The organism is Paenibacillus sp. FSL K6-1318 (assembly GCF_037976905.1).
Classification (GTDB): Bacteria; Bacillota; Bacilli; order Paenibacillales; family Paenibacillaceae; genus Paenibacillus; species Paenibacillus amylolyticus_A.
Window position 1 is genome coordinate 5,830,690 of sequence record NZ_CP150270.1, and the last position, 18,842, is coordinate 5,849,531.

Annotated in this window: 11 protein-coding genes, 11 tRNA genes and 2 rRNA genes; 3 read left to right on the forward strand and 21 right to left on the reverse strand. The window is 46.7% G+C overall.

Annotated features, from left to right (window positions below; genetic code table 11):
- The first annotated feature begins 16 nt into the window (after positions 1–16).
- Positions 17–691, forward strand: coding sequence for a VOC family protein (locus NYE45_RS26020; protein ID WP_340014559.1), 675 nt, complete (start codon positions 17–19; stop codon positions 689–691).
- A gap of 43 nt (positions 692–734) precedes the next feature.
- On the opposite strand, the gene NYE45_RS26025 is transcribed toward NYE45_RS26020, so the two are convergent.
- A complete protein-coding gene (locus NYE45_RS26025) occupies positions 735–1,100 on the reverse strand; it encodes a MerR family transcriptional regulator (RefSeq protein WP_340014560.1) in 366 nt (121 codons plus the stop codon).
- 128 nt (positions 1,101–1,228) lie between these two features.
- On the opposite strand from NYE45_RS26025, the gene NYE45_RS26030 reads away from it, so the two are divergent.
- Positions 1,229–1,879, forward strand: a complete 651-nt coding sequence (locus NYE45_RS26030) for a nitroreductase family protein (protein WP_340014561.1) — start codon at positions 1,229–1,231, stop codon at positions 1,877–1,879.
- Between the two features lie 443 nt (positions 1,880–2,322).
- Here NYE45_RS26030 and glmS read toward each other — a convergent pair whose 3' ends face one another.
- The 7 genes from glmS to ppc form a co-directional block, all read right to left on the reverse strand.
- Positions 2,323–4,155 carry a glutamine--fructose-6-phosphate transaminase (isomerizing) gene (gene glmS, locus NYE45_RS26035; protein WP_036668148.1) on the reverse strand — a complete coding sequence of 611 codons (1,833 nt, stop codon included), beginning with the start codon at positions 4,153–4,155 and terminating at the stop codon, positions 2,323–2,325.
- Positions 4,156–4,940: 785 nt separating this feature from the next.
- Positions 4,941–6,281 (reverse strand): phosphoglucosamine mutase, encoded by a 1,341-nt coding sequence (glmM, locus tag NYE45_RS26040; RefSeq protein ID WP_340014562.1) that lies wholly within the window; start codon positions 6,279–6,281, stop codon positions 4,941–4,943.
- 72 nt (positions 6,282–6,353) lie between these two features.
- Positions 6,354–7,847 (reverse strand): CdaR family protein, encoded by a 1,494-nt coding sequence (locus tag NYE45_RS26045; protein WP_340014563.1) that lies wholly within the window; start codon positions 7,845–7,847, stop codon positions 6,354–6,356.
- A complete protein-coding gene (gene cdaA / locus NYE45_RS26050) occupies positions 7,840–8,676 on the reverse strand; it encodes a diadenylate cyclase CdaA (protein WP_017692119.1) in 837 nt (278 codons plus the stop codon). The genes NYE45_RS26045 and cdaA overlap by 8 nt, the downstream gene beginning before the upstream one ends.
- Positions 8,677–8,990: 314 nt before the next feature.
- On the reverse strand, positions 8,991–9,605 hold the full coding sequence (locus NYE45_RS26055) for a zf-HC2 domain-containing protein (RefSeq protein ID WP_062836343.1): 615 nt from the start codon (positions 9,603–9,605) through the stop codon (positions 8,991–8,993).
- A 136-nt stretch (positions 9,606–9,741) separates the two neighbouring features.
- Complete coding sequence (sigW, locus tag NYE45_RS26060; protein WP_017692117.1) at positions 9,742–10,308, reverse strand: RNA polymerase sigma factor SigW; 567 nt, start codon at positions 10,306–10,308, stop codon at positions 9,742–9,744.
- 262 nt (positions 10,309–10,570) lie between these two features.
- A complete protein-coding gene (ppc, locus tag NYE45_RS26065; protein WP_145152596.1) occupies positions 10,571–13,363 on the reverse strand; it encodes a phosphoenolpyruvate carboxylase in 2,793 nt (930 codons plus the stop codon).
- A gap of 578 nt (positions 13,364–13,941) precedes the next feature.
- On the opposite strand from ppc, the gene NYE45_RS26070 reads away from it, so the two are divergent.
- Entirely contained in the window at positions 13,942–14,277 is a 336-nt protein-coding gene (locus NYE45_RS26070; RefSeq protein WP_340014564.1) for a WGxxGxxG family protein, read from the forward strand.
- 213 nt (positions 14,278–14,490) lie between these two features.
- Here the strand turns inward: NYE45_RS26070 and NYE45_RS26075 are convergent.
- From NYE45_RS26075 to NYE45_RS26135, 13 genes are all read right to left on the reverse strand, one after another.
- Positions 14,491–14,561: transfer RNA gene (locus NYE45_RS26075), tRNA-Gly, on the reverse strand.
- A gap of 12 nt (positions 14,562–14,573) precedes the next feature.
- Positions 14,574–14,647: transfer RNA gene (locus NYE45_RS26080), tRNA-Pro, on the reverse strand.
- 15 nt (positions 14,648–14,662) lie between these two features.
- Positions 14,663–14,739: transfer RNA gene (locus NYE45_RS26085), tRNA-Arg, on the reverse strand.
- 7 nt (positions 14,740–14,746) lie between these two features.
- Positions 14,747–14,821 (reverse strand) — tRNA-Gly (locus NYE45_RS26090).
- 10 nt (positions 14,822–14,831) lie between these two features.
- A tRNA-Leu gene (locus NYE45_RS26095) sits at positions 14,832–14,912 on the reverse strand.
- Positions 14,913–14,918: 6 nt separating this feature from the next.
- Positions 14,919–14,994, reverse strand: a tRNA-Lys gene (locus NYE45_RS26100).
- Between the two features lie 9 nt (positions 14,995–15,003).
- Positions 15,004–15,078 (reverse strand) — tRNA-Gln (locus tag NYE45_RS26105).
- A gap of 12 nt (positions 15,079–15,090) precedes the next feature.
- A tRNA-Val gene (locus tag NYE45_RS26110) sits at positions 15,091–15,166 on the reverse strand.
- Positions 15,167–15,173: 7 nt separating this feature from the next.
- Positions 15,174–15,245 (reverse strand) — tRNA-Glu (locus NYE45_RS26115).
- Positions 15,246–15,255: 10 nt separating this feature from the next.
- Positions 15,256–15,328: transfer RNA gene (locus NYE45_RS26120), tRNA-Thr, on the reverse strand.
- Positions 15,329–15,331: 3 nt separating this feature from the next.
- Positions 15,332–15,407 (reverse strand) — tRNA-Asn (locus tag NYE45_RS26125).
- Positions 15,408–15,491: 84 nt separating this feature from the next.
- Positions 15,492–15,608, reverse strand: a 5S ribosomal RNA gene (gene rrf / locus NYE45_RS26130).
- 137 nt (positions 15,609–15,745) lie between these two features.
- Positions 15,746–18,673, reverse strand: a 23S ribosomal RNA gene (locus NYE45_RS26135).
- Positions 18,674–18,842 lie beyond the last annotated feature (169 nt).

Here is an 18,842-nt window from a genome sequence, read left to right on the forward strand (position 1 = left end):
AAGGAGAGATATTGAAATGAGAATAATAGAAGTGGGTTTGTTGACACATCAGATCGAGGCCATAAAGGAGTTTTACGGTACAGTACTGGAATTGGAGCTTGTGGAGGATGGTACAACATTTATTTCATTCCGTGCAGGAAACTCGGTTCTTTCTTTCAAAAAGGCTCCAGAACAAGAGAAGCCATACTATCATGTAGCGTTTACGATTCCAACGAATAAACTCGCTGATGCGAAAAGGTGGGCCCAAGACCGTAACATTCCGTTGCTATCCAAGGATGGTCAGGATGAATTCTATTTCCCCTACTGGGATGCAACAGCCTTCTATTTCTATGATCCAAACGGCAACTTGATGGAATTCATTGCTCACCACTCACTCGATAATGCAGTCGAGGAAGCTTTTGAAGCGAAGCATCTGCTATGCATTAGTGAAATCGGCCTGCCTGTCGAAGATGTTCCTGAGACGATGAGCACATTGAATGAGCATTATCACCTTGAACCCTTTGCCGGAGACGGAAAGAAATTCTCCCCCACGGGTGATGCAGAAGGCATGTTTATTGTCATTAACAAACAGATGCCCTGGTTCCCAGACGGGCGCATGCCCGGTGTATTTGCCACGGAGGTGAAGGTAGAAACGGAGCAGACCGGTAGTCTATATTTACAGGACGGTCTGTACTCTATTGTTTCGATTTGATGTAAGAACGTACTGAATGAAAACCTCAAGAGGGACGACCGGCTCAATACTTACCAAAACCATCCTCACACGTGATATCCGATTTAAGAATTTCGTACAGATTTTGTTTGGAATGCTCTAATTGTTTTTGTGCTTCTTCAATTTCTGATATTTTTGCTTGGATAATGCTTGCTTGATCTTTACTTGAAAACCCGTCTTTAGAGATCATGGACTGGATCTCATGAATCGAAAAGCCTACAGCTACACATTGTTTGACCACTTCCAGATGCTGAATAATGCTCTCCGCATATATTCGATAGTTGTTATGATCTCTTAGCATATGTTCATCCGGGATAATACCTATTTTCTCGTAGTAACGAATCGTGGATATCGGAAGGTTTATCCTGCTCGCCACTTCACTAATTTTCATATGGAACACCCTCATTTCTTTTCTTGCTATAAAGTATACTTCATAGTTTACAATCCTCATAGTGAGACGGAATGAGAAAGAATCCATTACCAACTCTCACCAATATAGATATGAGGAGAGATATCAATATGAACACAATTACCGGTCAATTCAACAAAACAAATGATTTTGATAACATCGTCTTGGAACGCCATTCCGTTAAAGCCTACGATCCTGAAGTAAAAATCAGCCGCGAGGAGATGACCGAAATACTGGCGAAAGCTTCACGTGCCCCTTCGGCCATTAACATGCAACCATGGCGTTTTCTTGTTATTGACAGTGCTGAAGGCAAAGAGAAGCTTGCACCACTGGCCTCTTTTAACCAGATACAGGCACTAACGTCTTCGGCTGTCATTGCCGTATTCTACGATGCTGACAACGTTGAATACATGGAAGAGATTTTTAGCAAATCAGTCGAACTTGGATATATGCCACAAGACATCATGGATATGCAGATGCAGCAGGTAAAACCTTATTATGCGAACATAAATGCATCCCAACTGCGTGATATGAACCTCATTGACTCAGGCCTCATATCCATGCAACTCATGCTCGTTGCCCGTGCTCATGGTTATGATACGAACCCTATGGCCGGCTATGACAAAGACCAGATTGCTGAAGTTTTCGGCTTGGATAAAGAACGCTTCCAGCCCGTGATGTTGATCTCCATAGGGAAAGCAGCCAAAGAAGGCTATCCTTCCTATCGTCTCCCGGTTGAAACGATTACGACTTGGGCGTAACTAATAATAAATTTCAAAACAAACATGACTAATGGAGAACGCTATTCATGAGCATCATTTTCGCACTCATTGCAAATTATCCTGTTGCTCATGGGTATACCTTTTAAAAACTGATCTTGTGGAGAGTCATTAATATGTATTATCTCTGGAGCAAGGATATAAGTTCATATAACAACTATTTTTGTATATTACTCTTGAGAAATAGATAAACTCTCTGTGCGTCCCTATAACATCAGAGTACTTATCCTATAGCCTCTGCTATCAGTCGTAGGATTTCATAAATGTGCCCTCTCCTCTACTGATTTCGACATAGGAATTTTAGCCATCGATTCATTAATGGATAGCTAACAATAGATAGGTTCATAACAAAAAGGGTCCTAATGACAAATGTCATCAGGACCCTCTTTTATATACTTAAATATTATAAGAATTTAACACTCTAACTACTCAACCGTTACGCTTTTCGCAAGGTTACGTGGTTTATCCACATCGTGACCCAGTGCCAGGGAAGCATAGTATGCCAGCAATTGCAGCGCAACTACAGAAAGAGCCGGGCTAAGCAGTGGCAGCGTCTTAGGAATCGCAAACGCTTGGTCTACGGATTTCAGCAATGGTGCTACGTGCTCTTCGTACGTAATTGCCAATACATCCGCGCCACGTGCTTTCACTTCTTTAATGTTGCTCACTGTTTTCTCAAGTACGTTCTCCTGCGTTGCCAGGGCAATAACAGGGATACCATCTTCGATCAATGCGAGCGTACCGTGTTTCAACTCACCCGCAGCATACGCTTCAGAGTGAATGTAAGAGATCTCTTTCAACTTCAAAGATCCTTCTTGAGCTACTGCATAGTCAAGACCACGGCCAATGAAGAAGAGATGTTCATGTTTGGAGATTTGCTCTGCATATCCTTTGATTGCTTCTGCTTGCTCCAACATGGATTCCACTTGCTCAGGCAATGCTTGCATTGCTGCCAGCGTGTGTTCGATCTCTTCTGCAGATTGAGTACCACGAACTTGTGCAAGGTACAGACCAAGCAAGTTGAACGCGATCAACTGCGAAGTATACGCTTTGGTAGAAGCTACTGCAATTTCAGGACCTGCCAATGTTGCGATAACATCATCTGCATCACGTGCAATGGAGCTACCCACTACGTTCGTGATTGCCAGTACATGTGCGCCATTGGATTGTGCTTCACGCAATGCAGCAAGCGTATCGGCAGTTTCACCGGATTGGCTCACTACGATTACGAGTGTATCTTTGTGTACGATTGGGGAACGGTAACGGTACTCGGAAGCCACATCTGTTTCAACCGGAATACGCACCAATTGCTCAATCACTGTACGTCCAACCAGACCTGCATGGTACGCTGTACCACATGCAATGATTTGAACGTTACGGATATTTTTAATTTGTTCTTCAGTCATTTTCAACTCAGGAAGTTGAACTTTTTTACCTTCATTATCGATGCGACCCAGCATTGTATCACGATATGCTTTTGGTTGCTCATGAATTTCTTTCAGCATGAAGTGCTCGAATCCGCCTTTTTCTGCGGTTACAGCATCCCAATCGACACGAATCATTTCCCGAGAAATAAAGTTGCCTTCAATCGTCATCAATTCGACAGCATCATGTGTCAATACAGCCATTTCACCATCATTCAGAATGTACACGTTGCGTGTATGTTCCAGAATTGCCGGGATGTCGGAACCAATGAAGTTCTCGCCTTCACCAATACCAATAATCAATGGGCTTGCTTGACGCACAGCTACGAGTTTCTCAGGCTCATGCTCTGTCAATACACCCAGTGCGAATGCGCCACGCAGCAACGTGATTACTTTTTGCACTGTTTTAACGATATCACCATTGTATTCACGTGCGATCAGGTGAGAAATAACCTCAGTATCTGTCTCGGAAGTGAACGTATGACCTTGAGCCATCAATTCGTCCTTCAGATCCAGGTAGTTCTCAATAATACCGTTATGCACCACAGAGAACTTCTGGCTTCCATCCGTGTGTGGATGAGAGTTCTCATCCGATGGTTTACCATGAGTTGCCCAACGTGTGTGTCCGATTCCGGCATTACCTACGAGTGGTGCACCATCCAGTTTGGCTTCAAGGTTCGCAAGACGACCAAGAGCTTTCGTGATTTGCAGACCTTCCGGTGTGAATACCGCGATACCTGCAGAATCATAACCACGATACTCAAGTTTCTTCAATCCTTCGACCAATACCGATTGAGTGTTCTTATTACCAATATATCCAACAATACCGCACATAATTTATTTCCTCCGTTTGTATATGAATACTGTGTCACGAAGAGAAACAGGCAGAGGCGGCATATCGGAAAAATGAGTGATTGCCTAACGTTTCATGAATACTTGGTACTTATTCAATTATCAATGATCAGAGCGACCTCGTGTCGCCCCGCAGTCATCATAAGCTGTTATGAATGCAATCATGAATGTACATCATTTTCCCGTCCGCGTACTGTTTACGCTCTTCACGCACATTCATTTGAATTTTAGTTTAACTCTTGCACCTGCACCGGCGCGTTGTGTGGACAGTCACCCATCCATTTTCCGCAATCCGGTTTACGGCTCTGGTGCTTCACCGGGAGGTCCCCGCCGAACATTCCGAACACCTCCACCTCGTCAGCTTGATTGCCGTTGATGTTAATCAGCCCTTCAACCCAGGATGATTGTTGATCGGTTACTTGAACCGAACAAACATTCATCCCTCGAAGAAATCCTGATCAACATCATCCCGCGCAACTCCAAGCTCTGGCGCTTGTGTAACTGTAACCTTACGTTCCTCACTTTCTGTGTCTGAATGACGACTCCACTCATTATATGCACGTCAGGTCCATTTTGCAATGGAGCAAAGTACCTGTGACAATTTCAGCATATTTACCCACAATCCCGACCGGATAAACGGACCTATGGTCTCATCAGGCCGGGACGCAGGAATATTCATGAATAAGTCCTAAATCCTGTTATATCATTCCCTTTATACACAACAATTCCCTTTAGAAAACCGTATGCACAAGGGATTTCTTCCAGTCCTATACCAGTTCTTTTTGCACTACATCTGCGATTTGAGACACAAATTGTTCAAGTTCGTCTTTGTCTGGTCCTTCCGCCATAACACGGATCAGGGATTCAGTACCTGAAGCACGAACGAGTACACGTCCATTATCGCCGAGTTGTTGTTCTACTGTAGCAATAGCTTGCTCAATCGCTGAATTGCCCTCGTATTTGCTCTTATCTTCAACACGCACATTTACCAATACTTGTGGGTACTGGATCATCAGCGCTTTGAGTTCACTTAGTTTTTTACCGGAAGCTTTGAGGGTATCCACAAGTTGAATCGCAGTCAGCATACCGTCACCAGTTGTATTGTAATCCAGGAAAATAACATGGCCAGACTGTTCTCCGCCCAAGTTGTAACCGCCGCGACGCATTTCCTCCATCACATAACGGTCACCTACAGCCGTTTTAGCTGTTTTCAGTGCAAGTTTCTCCGTTGCTTTGTAGAACCCGATGTTACTCATAACGGTCGATACAACTGTACTATCTTTCAGTTTTCCTGCACGATTCATCGCATCACCACAGATACACAGAATGAAGTCTCCATCCACCTCAGCGCCTGTCTCATCAATAGCAATCAGACGATCCGCATCCCCGTCAAAAGCAAGACCCAGATCTGCTTTATGTTTAAGCACTTCTTGTTTCAGGTTCTCTGGATGAGTTGATCCACATTGCTCATTGATATTCAGGCCGTTAGGCTCAGCGCCAATAGCAATGACTTCTGCACCAAGTTCACTGAACAACTTCGGTGCCAGCTCATAAGCTGCCCCGTTTGCACAGTCCAAAACAATTTTAAGTCCAGAGAACGACTCATTTACTGTTGTTTTCAGGAAGTCGAGGTAACGATATCGGGATTCTTCATCCGTCGTTACGGTACCCAGACCGCCACCAACTGGCCGTGGCAATTGATCTGTCTCCGCATCCATCAGCTCTTCAATCCGGTTCTCTGTTTCATCAGACAGCTTGAAACCATCTCCGCCAAAGAACTTAATTCCGTTGTCCTCAACCGGATTGTGGGAAGCCGAGATCATCACGCCCGCGTCAGCCTTCAACAAACGTGAAATATAAGCCACTCCCGGAGTGGATACAACGCCCAGACGAATCACATCAGCGCCAATGGACAACAGACCTGCAACCAGTGCGGATTCCAACATCAATCCCGAGATACGAGTATCCATGCCGATAACCACTTTCGGTCTTTCCACACCACCTGCAAGCACGTAACCCCCACAACGTCCAATGCTGTAAGCCAGCTCTGCCGTTAACTCTTTATTGGCAACCCCTCTTACACCGTCTGTACCAAAATATTTCCCCATGATTTAACTCCTTCTATTCGCATCATATACGAGCACTATTATTATTTTTTTAAAATTTTAAAATTAGATCGTTTACGGATTCGAGCCACTTTTACTGCCAGTACCGCTGTTATTGTTATTTAAATTACCTCGATTGGTGGTACTCCCCTGTTGGCCCTGATCCTGATTATCCGTATTCGATTCCGTTTCTTCTTCATCAGGAGCAGGCTCTGTTTCCCCATTTTCAACTTCGGCTGGTGTAGGGTCAGGTGCTACCGTTCCCTCGTCCGTCGGTTCTTCGCCAGGAGTGGTCGTTGTGTCTTCAGCCTTTTCGCTAATTTTGACCGTCGCACTCAATGCAGTGGATGATTCATCCAGCTTGGCAAAACGGGGCAGATCGGCTTCAAGCTTGATCTCATGCGTTCCGACCGCAAGGCCAGCAAGATCCCCGGTCAACGTGAGATCATCACTACTCAGACCCTCAAGCATACTCGCTGAGCCTGTAAGTGTGAGGTTCAGACCGCCACTTCGAGGCGTAACCAGCGTACCTTCCAGTCCATTCCCCGCACCTGTAAGTGTTATGGGGACGTTCGGAAAGACTTTGGTCGTCTCCTCTGCCTCGTCAAATGGTGATATGGTTACCTTAATCTGAATCGAACTAGGCTCGATTTTCTCAAAACCGGAAGGCGGCGTCAAGTCCACGTTAACTGTCGACGTACCCGACTGATCAAACTGCGTCAGATCAAGGGTTACTTGGTCGTAGGACTGTATACCCGCAAGCGCATCCTCTGATCCATAAACCGAGACTTCTTTCACGCTTGGCTCTACCGTGGAGAGTACCAGGCCTTCCGGAAGCTGTCCCGAATATTTGATTCTTAAGGGTACAGATGTATAGGGCTGATTGACCGGAACTCGGACTTCAACCGTTTGAGGCGTTATAATGGCATTTTCAAGGACTTTGCCTTCAGCATCGTATGCCTGAAGCTTCACTTTTTTCTGTATAACATCTTCCTTGGCATCTTTCACGCTCACACTGCCCTGGACCTTCGCTACAGCCTCAAGCTGCCCTTCGGGCAGAGTTACCTTAACCGGAGCTGAAGGTTCAATTACGGGCGTTCCAGCACTGTATCCGGCGGATGGTTCCCCTTCGGGTACAATATTCACATTGAAGGATTTGGTGCCCAATTTTTCTACATTCACGGTAACCATGGATGGCTCCATGCTGACCACTTCTACCCCGGAAGGCAGATCAGGTACCAGCGGCAGTGTATTGGACCCATCTTTCACCTGACTCAGATCGACCAGTACCTTGTAATCATCATTGGTGAAAATCGATGTTAGCATTGAGCGCTGCCCTTTGATCTCCAACCGGACCTCATCCGTACTTAATGAAGTAAGCACATAGCTGTTGTTGTCTAATCCATAAGGTTGAACAGGCACCGTACGTTCCACAACCTTGTTGGTTGTGCCTGTCGTAATCGTAGGAGTGGTCGGTACTTCATCCAGATGAATCATGAACCAGAGCAGCAGGCTCACCGCAAGCGCAAGTATTTTGGCAAAGTTATTATTGTTAAACCACTTATCCATTGTTACGTCCTCCCTTCCGTTTCCAGAAGGTTGTCCAGCCATTCTTTTTCAGATTGGATGTAGGGCGCAACTCCTCATACAGTTTGGCAATCAGTGATTCTTCCTTAATATCACGAACGACCTGTCCATTCATTGCCAGTGACACTTGTCCTGTCTCCTCGGAGACAACCAAACAAATCGCATCTGCAACTTCGGTAATCCCGATTGCTGCACGATGGCGTGTTCCTAATTCCTTACTGATAAACGGATTTTCTGATAATGGCAAATAACAGGCTGCCGCCGAAATCTGTTTTCCCTGTATAATGACGGCTCCATCATGGAGCGGTGTATTTGGAATGAAAATGTTAATCATCAGCTCCGAGCTGACCAGAGAGTGCATCTTAATGCCCGATTCCGTGTAATCGTTCAGACCCGTTTCACGTTCAAATACGACCAATGCGCCAATTTTACGCCGTGACAAATAATTAACAGACTTAATAATCTCACCAATTAATACCGTTAATTCTTCATCACTCGCTGCCGCTGAACGTCCAAACAGCTTACCGCGTCCCAATTGCTCCAGACCACGGCGCAGTTCCGGCTGAAAGATAATGAACACCGCAACGACACCAAAGGTAAACATCTGGTTCATCAGCCACTTGAGCGTATACAGGTTTAGCCACGTACTTAATGCCCAGATCAGCACAAGGAACAGAATGCCTTTTAGGAGCTGAACCGCACGCGTACCCCGCACAAGCAAAATCAATTTGTACATAATATAGGTAACGATCAATATATCGATAACGTCCTTAATGGACTCTGTCCACGTTAAGTCAGCAAAATAATTCATAAGCCAGCCCCCGCTATCCCCATTGATGAGTGAACCCTGATCTCATATTAACCCATTAGGATTTTAAATAATCCTTTATCTCCGCATTTTTGCATTATTGGAATCCTGCAAAATGCTTATCTATATGTAGTAGTATGTTCTCTTTAGTATCTAGGTTATAACGTTAACGTTCAGGTTGCAAGTTACGGCAGTCTCAAACTGCACATAAACATCACATTTACCATGAATTACAAAGTTTACGTATAAAAAAAGAGTACCCCATGCAATCTGGAGGTACCCTGCTTGGTATATACCATTGAAGATTTTACCCTGTTCTAGCGATAAGCCACTTCATTTACCATATTGGTTATTTTGTACCAGAACCAGTCCAGCGCTTGATCAATACTTTTCACCTGACCTGAAATATGCGCCGTTGAAGCCTGAAACAGTTGTCCGTCGATAACCGTCAGATTGCCGTTCACATCACCATATACTTGTGCGGTTCCATTTTCTATCGTAAGATCGCCAGCAATTGACTTACCTTCAGGAACAATAACCGTGTTACCCTGAATCACGATCTGGTCCAGATTATTTCCCTTAACGACCATTTCGTTGTTCTGATTCCAGAAATTCAAGGCGCTAAAGAGCATCACGACCAAAAAGAAGGCTGCCGCCGTCAGCGCGGGATGTCCTTTGACCCATTTGAGCCATGCTTGCTGTCTCTTGGGCTGGGGCAGAGCATTCATAATTCGATTGGTCAGCTCATCAGAGGCAGACGGTGAATAGTGTTTCATGGCAAAGAGTAGCATTTCCGTCTGTTCCAACTCTTTAAAGCGCATGCGACAATCCGGACAGGTCACAAGGTGACTTTTCAGTTCAACCTTCTGGGCCGGGGACAACGACTCATCCAAACATTCATGCATTAAAGAGACGGCCGAGTTGCAATCCATATGAGAGCCAATCCTTTCTTAAATCACTTAGTCCATGAGCCATTAAAAAGCACGCATAAGACTTGCATACATTACATACGCATCCGTTTCGGATATGTTTCAATTAATTTCGCCCATATTTAAAGGCGTTTAACATTTATAACTTATACTCCAATTTTTTACGTAGAAAATCACGGCCCCGATGTACGCGTGTCTTAATCGTTGTTACGGGCATACCTGTGACGTCACTGATTTCCTGTAGCGACAAGTCCTGTAAATATCTCAGAATCATAACGGACTTATACTTGGCTGGCAAACTGTCAATGGCCTCACGAATGAGAGTCTGCGTTTCTGACAGGAGCGCTTCACTCTCCGGTGTACGATCGTCACTCGGAAGCATCGCATAACCATCAGATCCTTCCTGATCATTCAGTTCAGCATCCAAAGAGTATGAAGGTTTCTTCCTACGCAGTCGGTCAATACACAGATTGGTCGCGATCCGGTAGATCCAGGTTGAGAACTTCTGGTTCGGATCGTACTTCTCCATATTACGAAACACACGTAAAAACGTCTCCTGCACAACGTCTTCGGCTTCATGACGATTGTTCAGCATCCGGTATGCCAAATGAAATAGCTTGTCCTTATATAGTTCAACGATTTCTGCGAAGGCTCTCTGGTCGCCCTTGAGCACCAGTTTAACAAGCCTGTTCTCCAAATTGTCCACCCTTATTCCCCCAGACATGCTGATGGGTCTTCCGCCTTCTGATACCCGTCCACACTTGTAATTCACCAATCAAATCGTAAATCAACTTTGGTCAAAAATCAAGACTGTATGACAAATATCCGCCAAAAACAGTAAAAACGGGAACTCCCGCAGGAGTCCCGTTTCATCTCTCACTCCGTAGAGCAGAGAATGGAGCTTTTTAGTTAACAAAGTAATGAGTACTTTGTTACATATGAATCATTCATATGCATTAGTTCAATAATCAACCTGTATTACGCAGCCCTGCAGCAATGCCGTTGATAGTCAACAACACTTCTCTAAGCAGCTCCGTATCGTCCTCACCACGTTCACGCATATCTCTGAGCTCGCTCAGAAGTTGAACCTGCATGTAGGACAACGGATCCACATAAGGGTTACGAAGACGAATGGATTCTTGAATAACCGGTACATCATCCAGAATCTCAGCTTCTCCGGTGATTTTCAGAATCAGCTCTTTTGTGAGCTTGAATTCGGCTTCGATCTGACCGTATATGCGATCACGAGCTTCCTTGTTCGAAGTCATTGCTGAATATTCTTTGGCAATCACAAGGTCTGCCTTGGCTACGGCCATCTGAACCGTATCAATTAGCGTGCGGAAGAATGGGAAGCTTGCATACATTTCTTTCAGGACAACCAGATTTTCCTCTTTATCCTGATAGTAACTTTGCAGCCCTGTTCCTGCCGCATACCATGCCGGAAGCAGATAACGACTTTGCGTCCATGCAAATACCCAAGGAATTGCTCTCAGATCTTCGAACTTGTCGCTACCTTTCCGCTTGGATGGACGTGAACCAATATTCAGTTCACCCACCTCTGGAAGCGGTGTGGATTCCTTGAAGAAGGTAAAGAAGTCCGGATCACGGAAAATCAGATCCTGATATTTCGTCAGGGATACTTCCGAAATCTCTTTGATGATGCTGTCCCAATGACGCTCGGATTCTGATTCTTGCGGCTCAAGTCCATTCAGTGCTGCTGTAATCAAAGCCGAGGTTGCCTGCTCCAGACTGCGGTATGCAATCCCCTGAAGGGAATAACGGGAAGAAATAACCTCGCCCTGCTCCGTGATCTTGATGCCTCCACCAATGGTATGTGGTGGTTGAGCAAGAATACTGCGGTTAAGTGGCATGCCGCCACGTCCGAGAGCCCCGCCACGTCCATGGAAGAACTTAAGCTTAACGCCATGTTCATTACCTACAGCCGTGATTGCATTCATTGCTACGCGCAGTTCCCAGTTGGCTGTAACCACTCCGCCATCCTTGTTACTGTCTGAATAACCAAGCATGATTTCATGCAGTTCGTTCCGTCCTCTTACGCTTGCGCGGTATACAGGAAGGTGGAACAGTTTCTCCATAATGTCCGAAGCCGCATGTAGATCATCAATCGTTTCAAACAGCGGTACCGCTTGAAGTGTAGATACAACCTCACCATTGTGACCTTTGGTGAATAAGCCCACTTCCTTCGCAAATACCATAACCTCCAGCAAATCACTTGCGCCCTGCGTCATACTGATCAGGTAACTTGTGATACAGCCGGTCCCGAATTCGTTCTGGGCACGCTTAATGGTACGGAAGACATCCAGACACTCTTTGGTTCCCTCCGTGTATTGGTGGTAAGGAGACGTAAGCGGACGCGGATCATCCAGCAAACGAGCAAGCAGATCAATTTTACCGTCCTCTGTCAGACGTGCATAATCTTCTACAATGTTCATTTTCGCCAAAATCTCTGACATCGCATTTTCATGTTCCTTACTGTGCTGACGCACATCCAATGCTGCGGTGTGGAAACCAAACAACTCAACTTGACGAATCATTTTGCGAATAGTCGTATCTGCTACGTAATCGGCAAAATGATGGCGCAGACTTCGATCAATGATCATCAGATCATCAATCAAATCCTGAGCGCTATGATAACGGTCAGGCTGACCTAATTTGTTCTCATCCAGTACATTGTTCAGCTTGGCAATCATATAAGCCAATTTGATGCGGTATGGCTCTTTTTCATTCCGCCAGATATCCACTTTTTTCAATGTAACATAATTGCGGTCCTGCTCAATCGACTGCACCAGCTCATCCGATACATGGATGATGTTCGTGCTGAAGCTGAGATGGCCCATAAGTTCAATCATAATCCGTTGGTACTCACGCAAAGCGAGCTTGCGTTGCATCAACAGTGTCTGCCATGTTACATCTGAAGTTACCGAAGGATTTCCATCCCGGTCTCCACCGATCCAGGAACCGAACCGCAAATACGTCGGCACATGCCAGTCATGGTCAGGATAAAATTTGTTCAGGCAGCGTTCCAGCTCCTGATATACATCCGGAAGTACGTGGAACAACGTTTCATGAAAGTAATACATCCCGTTCCGCACTTCATCGAGTACAGTCGGTTTGCGGTCGCGAAGTTCATCCGTCTGCCAGAGGGTAATAACCTCATTCAACAGTTTCTCTCGCAACTGTTCACGTTCACGCAACGTCAGTGTAGGATTATCGAGTAACATGACATCTTCGGATATCCGTTTGTGGATGTCCAGAATAACCCGGCGCATGGCTTCAGTTGGGTGAGCTGTCATAACGAGTTCCAGCGACAGATCGTCAAGAATCTCTTCCACCTCTGTATGAGACAATCCACGTTCCTTAAGATCCTGTACTGCTTTCTCAATCGATCCTGGCTGCACAGCGTCCCCTGCAGAACGTTCATAATCCCGTTTACGCCGGATCCGATGGTTTTGTTCAGCAATATTAACTAATTGAAAATAAATAGCGAAAGCCCGAATAACCTGATGACGATTGTCCGAGTCTAATTCCTGGATCATCGTTTTGAACTCTGCATAGAGTTCTGGCAAAAATTCTGCACGTAACGATTTGCTCGTTTCCCGAATCTTCTCAACGATATCTAGAAGCTCCGTGCCGCCTTGATGGACAAGAACTTCTCCGAGTATATTGCCCAGGAACCGCACGTCTCGCCGAAGCAGGTTGTTGGATTGGCTTTTGCTGGCGGTTACCATAGTTTCAGTCATGCTTATCCTCCCATCTGATCGTTCCATTCGTACACGTAAATTTGACACCTTCATAACATCATACAATAAAATGGTACGAAAATCTTTATTTTTCTACTAGAAAAAATGGGGATTATCCCCGATTTACAGCACAAAAACACGCTTTTTTATTCATTTTCTTGTTCTGCTTCAATTAATGATCATATGCTGTCGCATGATACCTTTTTCACGTACTTTAAATAACTCAAATGTCTCATACCTATTCTAAAAAATTCATAATTATACAGTTCCTTTAGATATGATCCCATGTACCTGATTGTAAGGTTAAACCGCATAATTTCATTGTTTGAGAACAGATGATATACAAAGAAACATGACCGGCAAAGCAAGCTTTTGTATACTTTACCACAGTGACGCAATAAATTAAAGATGTAATTATAAATTTTCTTCCTACTACAGTCTGCTTATTAGAGGAGTTTCTTATGTGTGCTGTGAACGAACTGTATTCAAAGGGATATCTTAACAGACCATTTCTACATATTGTCCTTGTCTTCTTGGGCAGATTAATCTATAGCTCTAACCAAAAAGGAGGAACTCAAATGATGAAAAAAGGTACGACAATTATTGCTTCCGTGCTTCTGGTAGCGGCGATAGCTGGTCCAGCTGCCGCTGATGGTCATATGACCAAAGGAGAGGATACAACCGGCTCACGTGTCCAATCTTATCAGAACAGCAACTACTTGGATCGCACAAACACCAACATGAACATGGATGGAAACTACCGCAACAATGGTGACTACCGTACCAACAGTGTTCGTGCTAACGCCACGACAACCAACCGTGATAACGGTATGGATTGGGGCTGGCTCGGTTTGCTGGGACTGCTGGGTTTAGCTGGCATGCGTAGAAGAGTGACGGATCACAACGAACGTTAAATTGTGCTCACGTTACGTAACAAAGGCTACTGTGTCTTAGAAGCGTCTCATTCACAGAGGTAAACATAAGAGCCAAGACCTCCCTAGTTGGATTGCAAAGGGGGCTTGGCTCTTTTTAAGTAAATCTGTTCTATAACTCTACATAAAATAAATGTTACTTCTTGCGTAAAAATAAAAAAGCCTCTGCATCTGCAAAGGCTTCTTCATTATGTAAGCGGGTGATGGGAATCGAACCCACGCTATTAGCTTGGAAGGCTAAAGTTCTACCATTGAACTACACCCGCATAAGCATAAAATCGGGATGACACGATTTGAACATGCGACCCCCTGGTCCCAAACCAGGTGCTCTACCAAGCTGAGCTACATCCCGATACTAAAGAAATAATGGCGCGCCCTGAGAGATTCGAACTCCCGGCCTTTTGATTCGTAGTCAAACGCTCTATCCAGCTGAGCTAAGGGCGCAAAATATTGGAGCGGAAGACGGGAATCGAACCCGCGACCCTCGCCTTGGCAAGGCGATGCTCTACCGCTGAGCCACTTCCGCAAATAAGGGATGCGCGTGGAGGGACTTGAACCCCCACGTCAAAGACGCTAGATCCTAAGTCTAGTGCGTCTGCCAATTCCGCCACACGCGCATATAATGGTGAGTCATGAAGGGCTCGAACCTTCGACACCCTGATTAAAAGTCAGGTGCTCTACCAACTGAGCTAATGACTCGTAATAAAATGGCTGGGGATATAGGATTTGAACCTATGCATGACGGAGTCAAAGTCCGTTGCCTTACCGCTTGGCTAATCCCCATTAAAAATTAGATGGTGGAGGCTGAGGGGATCGAACCCCCGACCCTCTGCTTGTAAGGCAGATGCTCTCCCAGCTGAGCTAAGCCTCCATCTATATGACCCGTAGGGGATTCGAACCCCTGTTACCTCCGTGAAAGGGAGGTGTCTTAACCCCTTGACCAACGGGCCCCATTTTCAAAGCTCTCAACCGGGATCGAACCGGTGACCTCATCCTTACCATGGATGCACTCTACCTACTGAGCTATGAGAGCAAATGGCTCCCCGAACAGGGCTCGAACCTGTGACAACTCGATTAACAGTCGAGTGCTCTACCAACTGAGCTATCAGGGAATAATATGCATTTGCAGTGCAAATGCAATTCATCGTACAACGTCCACATGCAGAGCCTGTTTTCTATGTATGATGAAAGAGTTCGCTTGGCGGCGTCCTACTCTCCCAGGACCCTGCGGTCCAAGTACCATCGGCGCTAGAGGGCTTAACGGTCGTGTTCGGGATGGGTACGTGTGGAACCCCTCCGCCATCGCCACCAAACGAGCATTTGTGTAACAAATGCGTTCGCGTTCCATTCGGTCCGACACGACTGTGTGGATGAATGGTTCAGCGCATATTCAGAGATCATTCTCTGAAAACTAGATTCGAAACGAAACACGCGAATTATCACTTGCATATTGGATAAGCCCTCGACCGATTAGTACTGGTCAGCTCCATGCATTGCTGCACTTCCACCCCCAGCCTATCTACCTCGTCGTCTTCAAGGGGTCTTACATACTGGGAAATCTCATCTTGAGGGGGGCTTCACGCTTAGATGCTTTCAGCGTTTATCCCGTCCGTACATAGCTACCCAGCGGTGCTCCTGGCGGAACAACTGGTACACCAGCGGTACGTCCATCCCGGTCCTCTCGTACTAAGGACAGCTCCTCTCAAATTTCCTACGCCCACGACAGATAGGGACCGAACTGTCTCACGACGTTCTGAACCCAGCTCGCGTACCGCTTTAATGGGCGAACAGCCCAACCCTTGGGACCTACTTCAGCCCCAGGATGCGATGAGCCGACATCGAGGTGCCAAACCTCCCCGTCGATGTGGACTCTTGGGGGAGATAAGCCTGTTATCCCCAGGGTAGCTTTTATCCGTTGAGCGATGGCCCTTCCATGCGGTACCACCGGATCACTAAGCCCGACTTTCGTCCCTGCTCGACTTGTAGGTCTCGCAGTCAAGCTCCCTTATGCCTTTGCACTCTTCGAATGATTTCCAACCATTCTGAGGGAACCTTTGGGCGCCTCCGTTACTCTTTAGGAGGCGACCGCCCCAGTCAAACTGCCCACCTGACACTGTCCCCGCACCGGATTACGGTACCAGGTTAGAACCTAGATACGATCAGGGTGGTATCCCAACGTTGCCTCCATGGAAGCTTGCGCTCCCACTTCAAAGGCTCCCACCTATCCTGTACAGATCGTACCCAAATTCAATATCAAGCTGCAGTAAAGCTCCATGGGGTCTTTCCGTCTTGTCGCGGGTAACCTGCATCTTCACAGGTATTAAAATTTCACCGGATCTCTCGTTGAGACAGCGCCCAAGTCGTTACGCCATTCGTGCGGGTCAGAATTTACCTGACAAGGAATTTCGCTACCTTAGGACCGTTATAGTTACGGCCGCCGTTTACTGGGGCTTCGGTTCACAGCTTCGGGATTGCTCCTAACCACTCCCCTTAACCTTCCAGCACCGGGCAGGCGTCAGCCCGTATACTTCGCCTTACGGCTTCGCACAGACCTGTGTTTTTGCTAAACAGTCGCTTGGGCCTTTTCACTGCGGCCCCCTCGTGCTATTCACACTACCGGGGCACCCCTTCTCCCGAAGTTACGGGGTCATTTTGCCGAGTTCCTTAACGAGAGTTCTTCCGCGCGCCTTAGAATACTCTTCTCGCCTACCTGTGTCGGTTTGCGGTACGGGCACCATCACCTGGCTAGAGGCTTTTCTTGGCAGTGTGAGATCATGACCTTCGCTACTGTAATTTTCACTCCCCATCACAGCTCAGCCTTAATGATGTGCGGATTTGCCTACACATCAGCCTTACTGCTTGGACAGACATCCATCAGTCTGCGTCACTACCCTACTGCGTCCCCCCATTGCTCATAACGGCTTACGGTGGTACAGGAATTTCGACCTGTTGTCCTTCGACTACGCCTTTCGGCCTCGCCTTAGGTCCCGACTTACCCTGAGCGGACGAGCCTTCCTCAGGAACCCTTAGGCTTTCGGCGGATCAGATTCTCACTGATCTTTTCGTTACTCATACCGGCATTCTCACTTGTATAATGTCCAGCGCTCCTTACGGTACACCTTCAACCCTTATACAACGCTCCCCTACCCCTGATGCAAAGCATCAAGCCATAGCTTCGGTGGTGTGTTTAGCCCCGTTACATTTTCGGCGCAGAGTCACTCGACCAGTGAGCTATTACGCACTCTTTCAATGGTGGCTGCTTCTAAGCCAACATCCTGGTTGTCTGTGCAACTCCACATCCTTTCCCACTTAACACACACTTGGGGACCTTAGCTGATGGTCTGGGCTGTTTCCCTTTTGACAATGGATCTTAGCACTCACTGTCTGACTCCCGGAAGTAAGTCTATGGCATTCGGAGTTTGACTGAGCTTGGTAACCCTTGCGGGCCCCGCACCCAATCAGTGCTCTACCTCCACGACTCTGTTTTCCGAGGCTAGCCCTAAAGCTATTTCGGGGAGAACCAGCTATCTCCGAGTTCGATTGGAATTTCTCCGCTACCCCCACCTCATCCCCGCATTTTTCAACATGCGTGGGTTCGGGCCTCCAGTGCGTGTTACCGCACCTTCACCCTGGACAGGGGTAGATCACCCGGTTTCGGGTCTACGTCCACGTACTATGTCGCCCTATTCAGACTCGCTTTCGCTGCGGCTCCGGCTCTTCACCTTAACCTTGCACGGGAACGTAACTCGCCGGTTCATTCTACAAAAGGCACGCCATCACCCCTAAAACGGGCTCTGACTTTTTGTAAGCACACGGTTTCAGGTTCTATTTCACTCCCCTTCCGGGGTGCTTTTCACCTTTCCCTCACGGTACTGCTTCACTATCGGTCGCTAGGAAGTATTTAGCCTTGGCAGATGGTCCTGCCGGATTCATACGGGGTTTCACGTGCCCCGCACTACTCGGGATCCGTCTCGGAGGGAACAGACTTTCAACTACAGGGCTTTTACCTTCTTTGGCGGGCCTTTCCAGACCTCTTCGCTTAACCGGTTCCTTTGTAACTCCATGTGAGACGTCCCACAACCCCAAAGAGCAAGCTCTCTGGTTTGGGCTTCTCCGCGTTCGCTCGCCGCTACTGACGGAATCACTATTGTTTTCTCTTCCTCAGGGTACTTAGATGTTTCAGTTCCCCTGGTATGCCTCTGCATAACCTATGTATTCAGTTATGAGTAACTGGAAATTACCCCAGCTGGGTTTCCCCATTCGGACACCCCCGGATCAAAGCTTGCTTACAGCTCCCCGAGGCAGTTTCGTTGTTCGCCACGTCCTTCATCGGCTCCTAGCGCCTAGGCATCCTCCGTGTGCTCTTAGTAGCTTAACCATTGCGCTCGTGTTCGAGCTGTCGCTCCGCTTGGTTTGGACTACGTCCAAATCCAAAAGTCGCTCCATTTCGATCACTCGCTCCAGCAATCTACCTTTATACACTTGACTTGTTTAACACAAGTTCAGCTAGGATGATTGTTGATCGGTTACTTGAACCGAACAAGCAT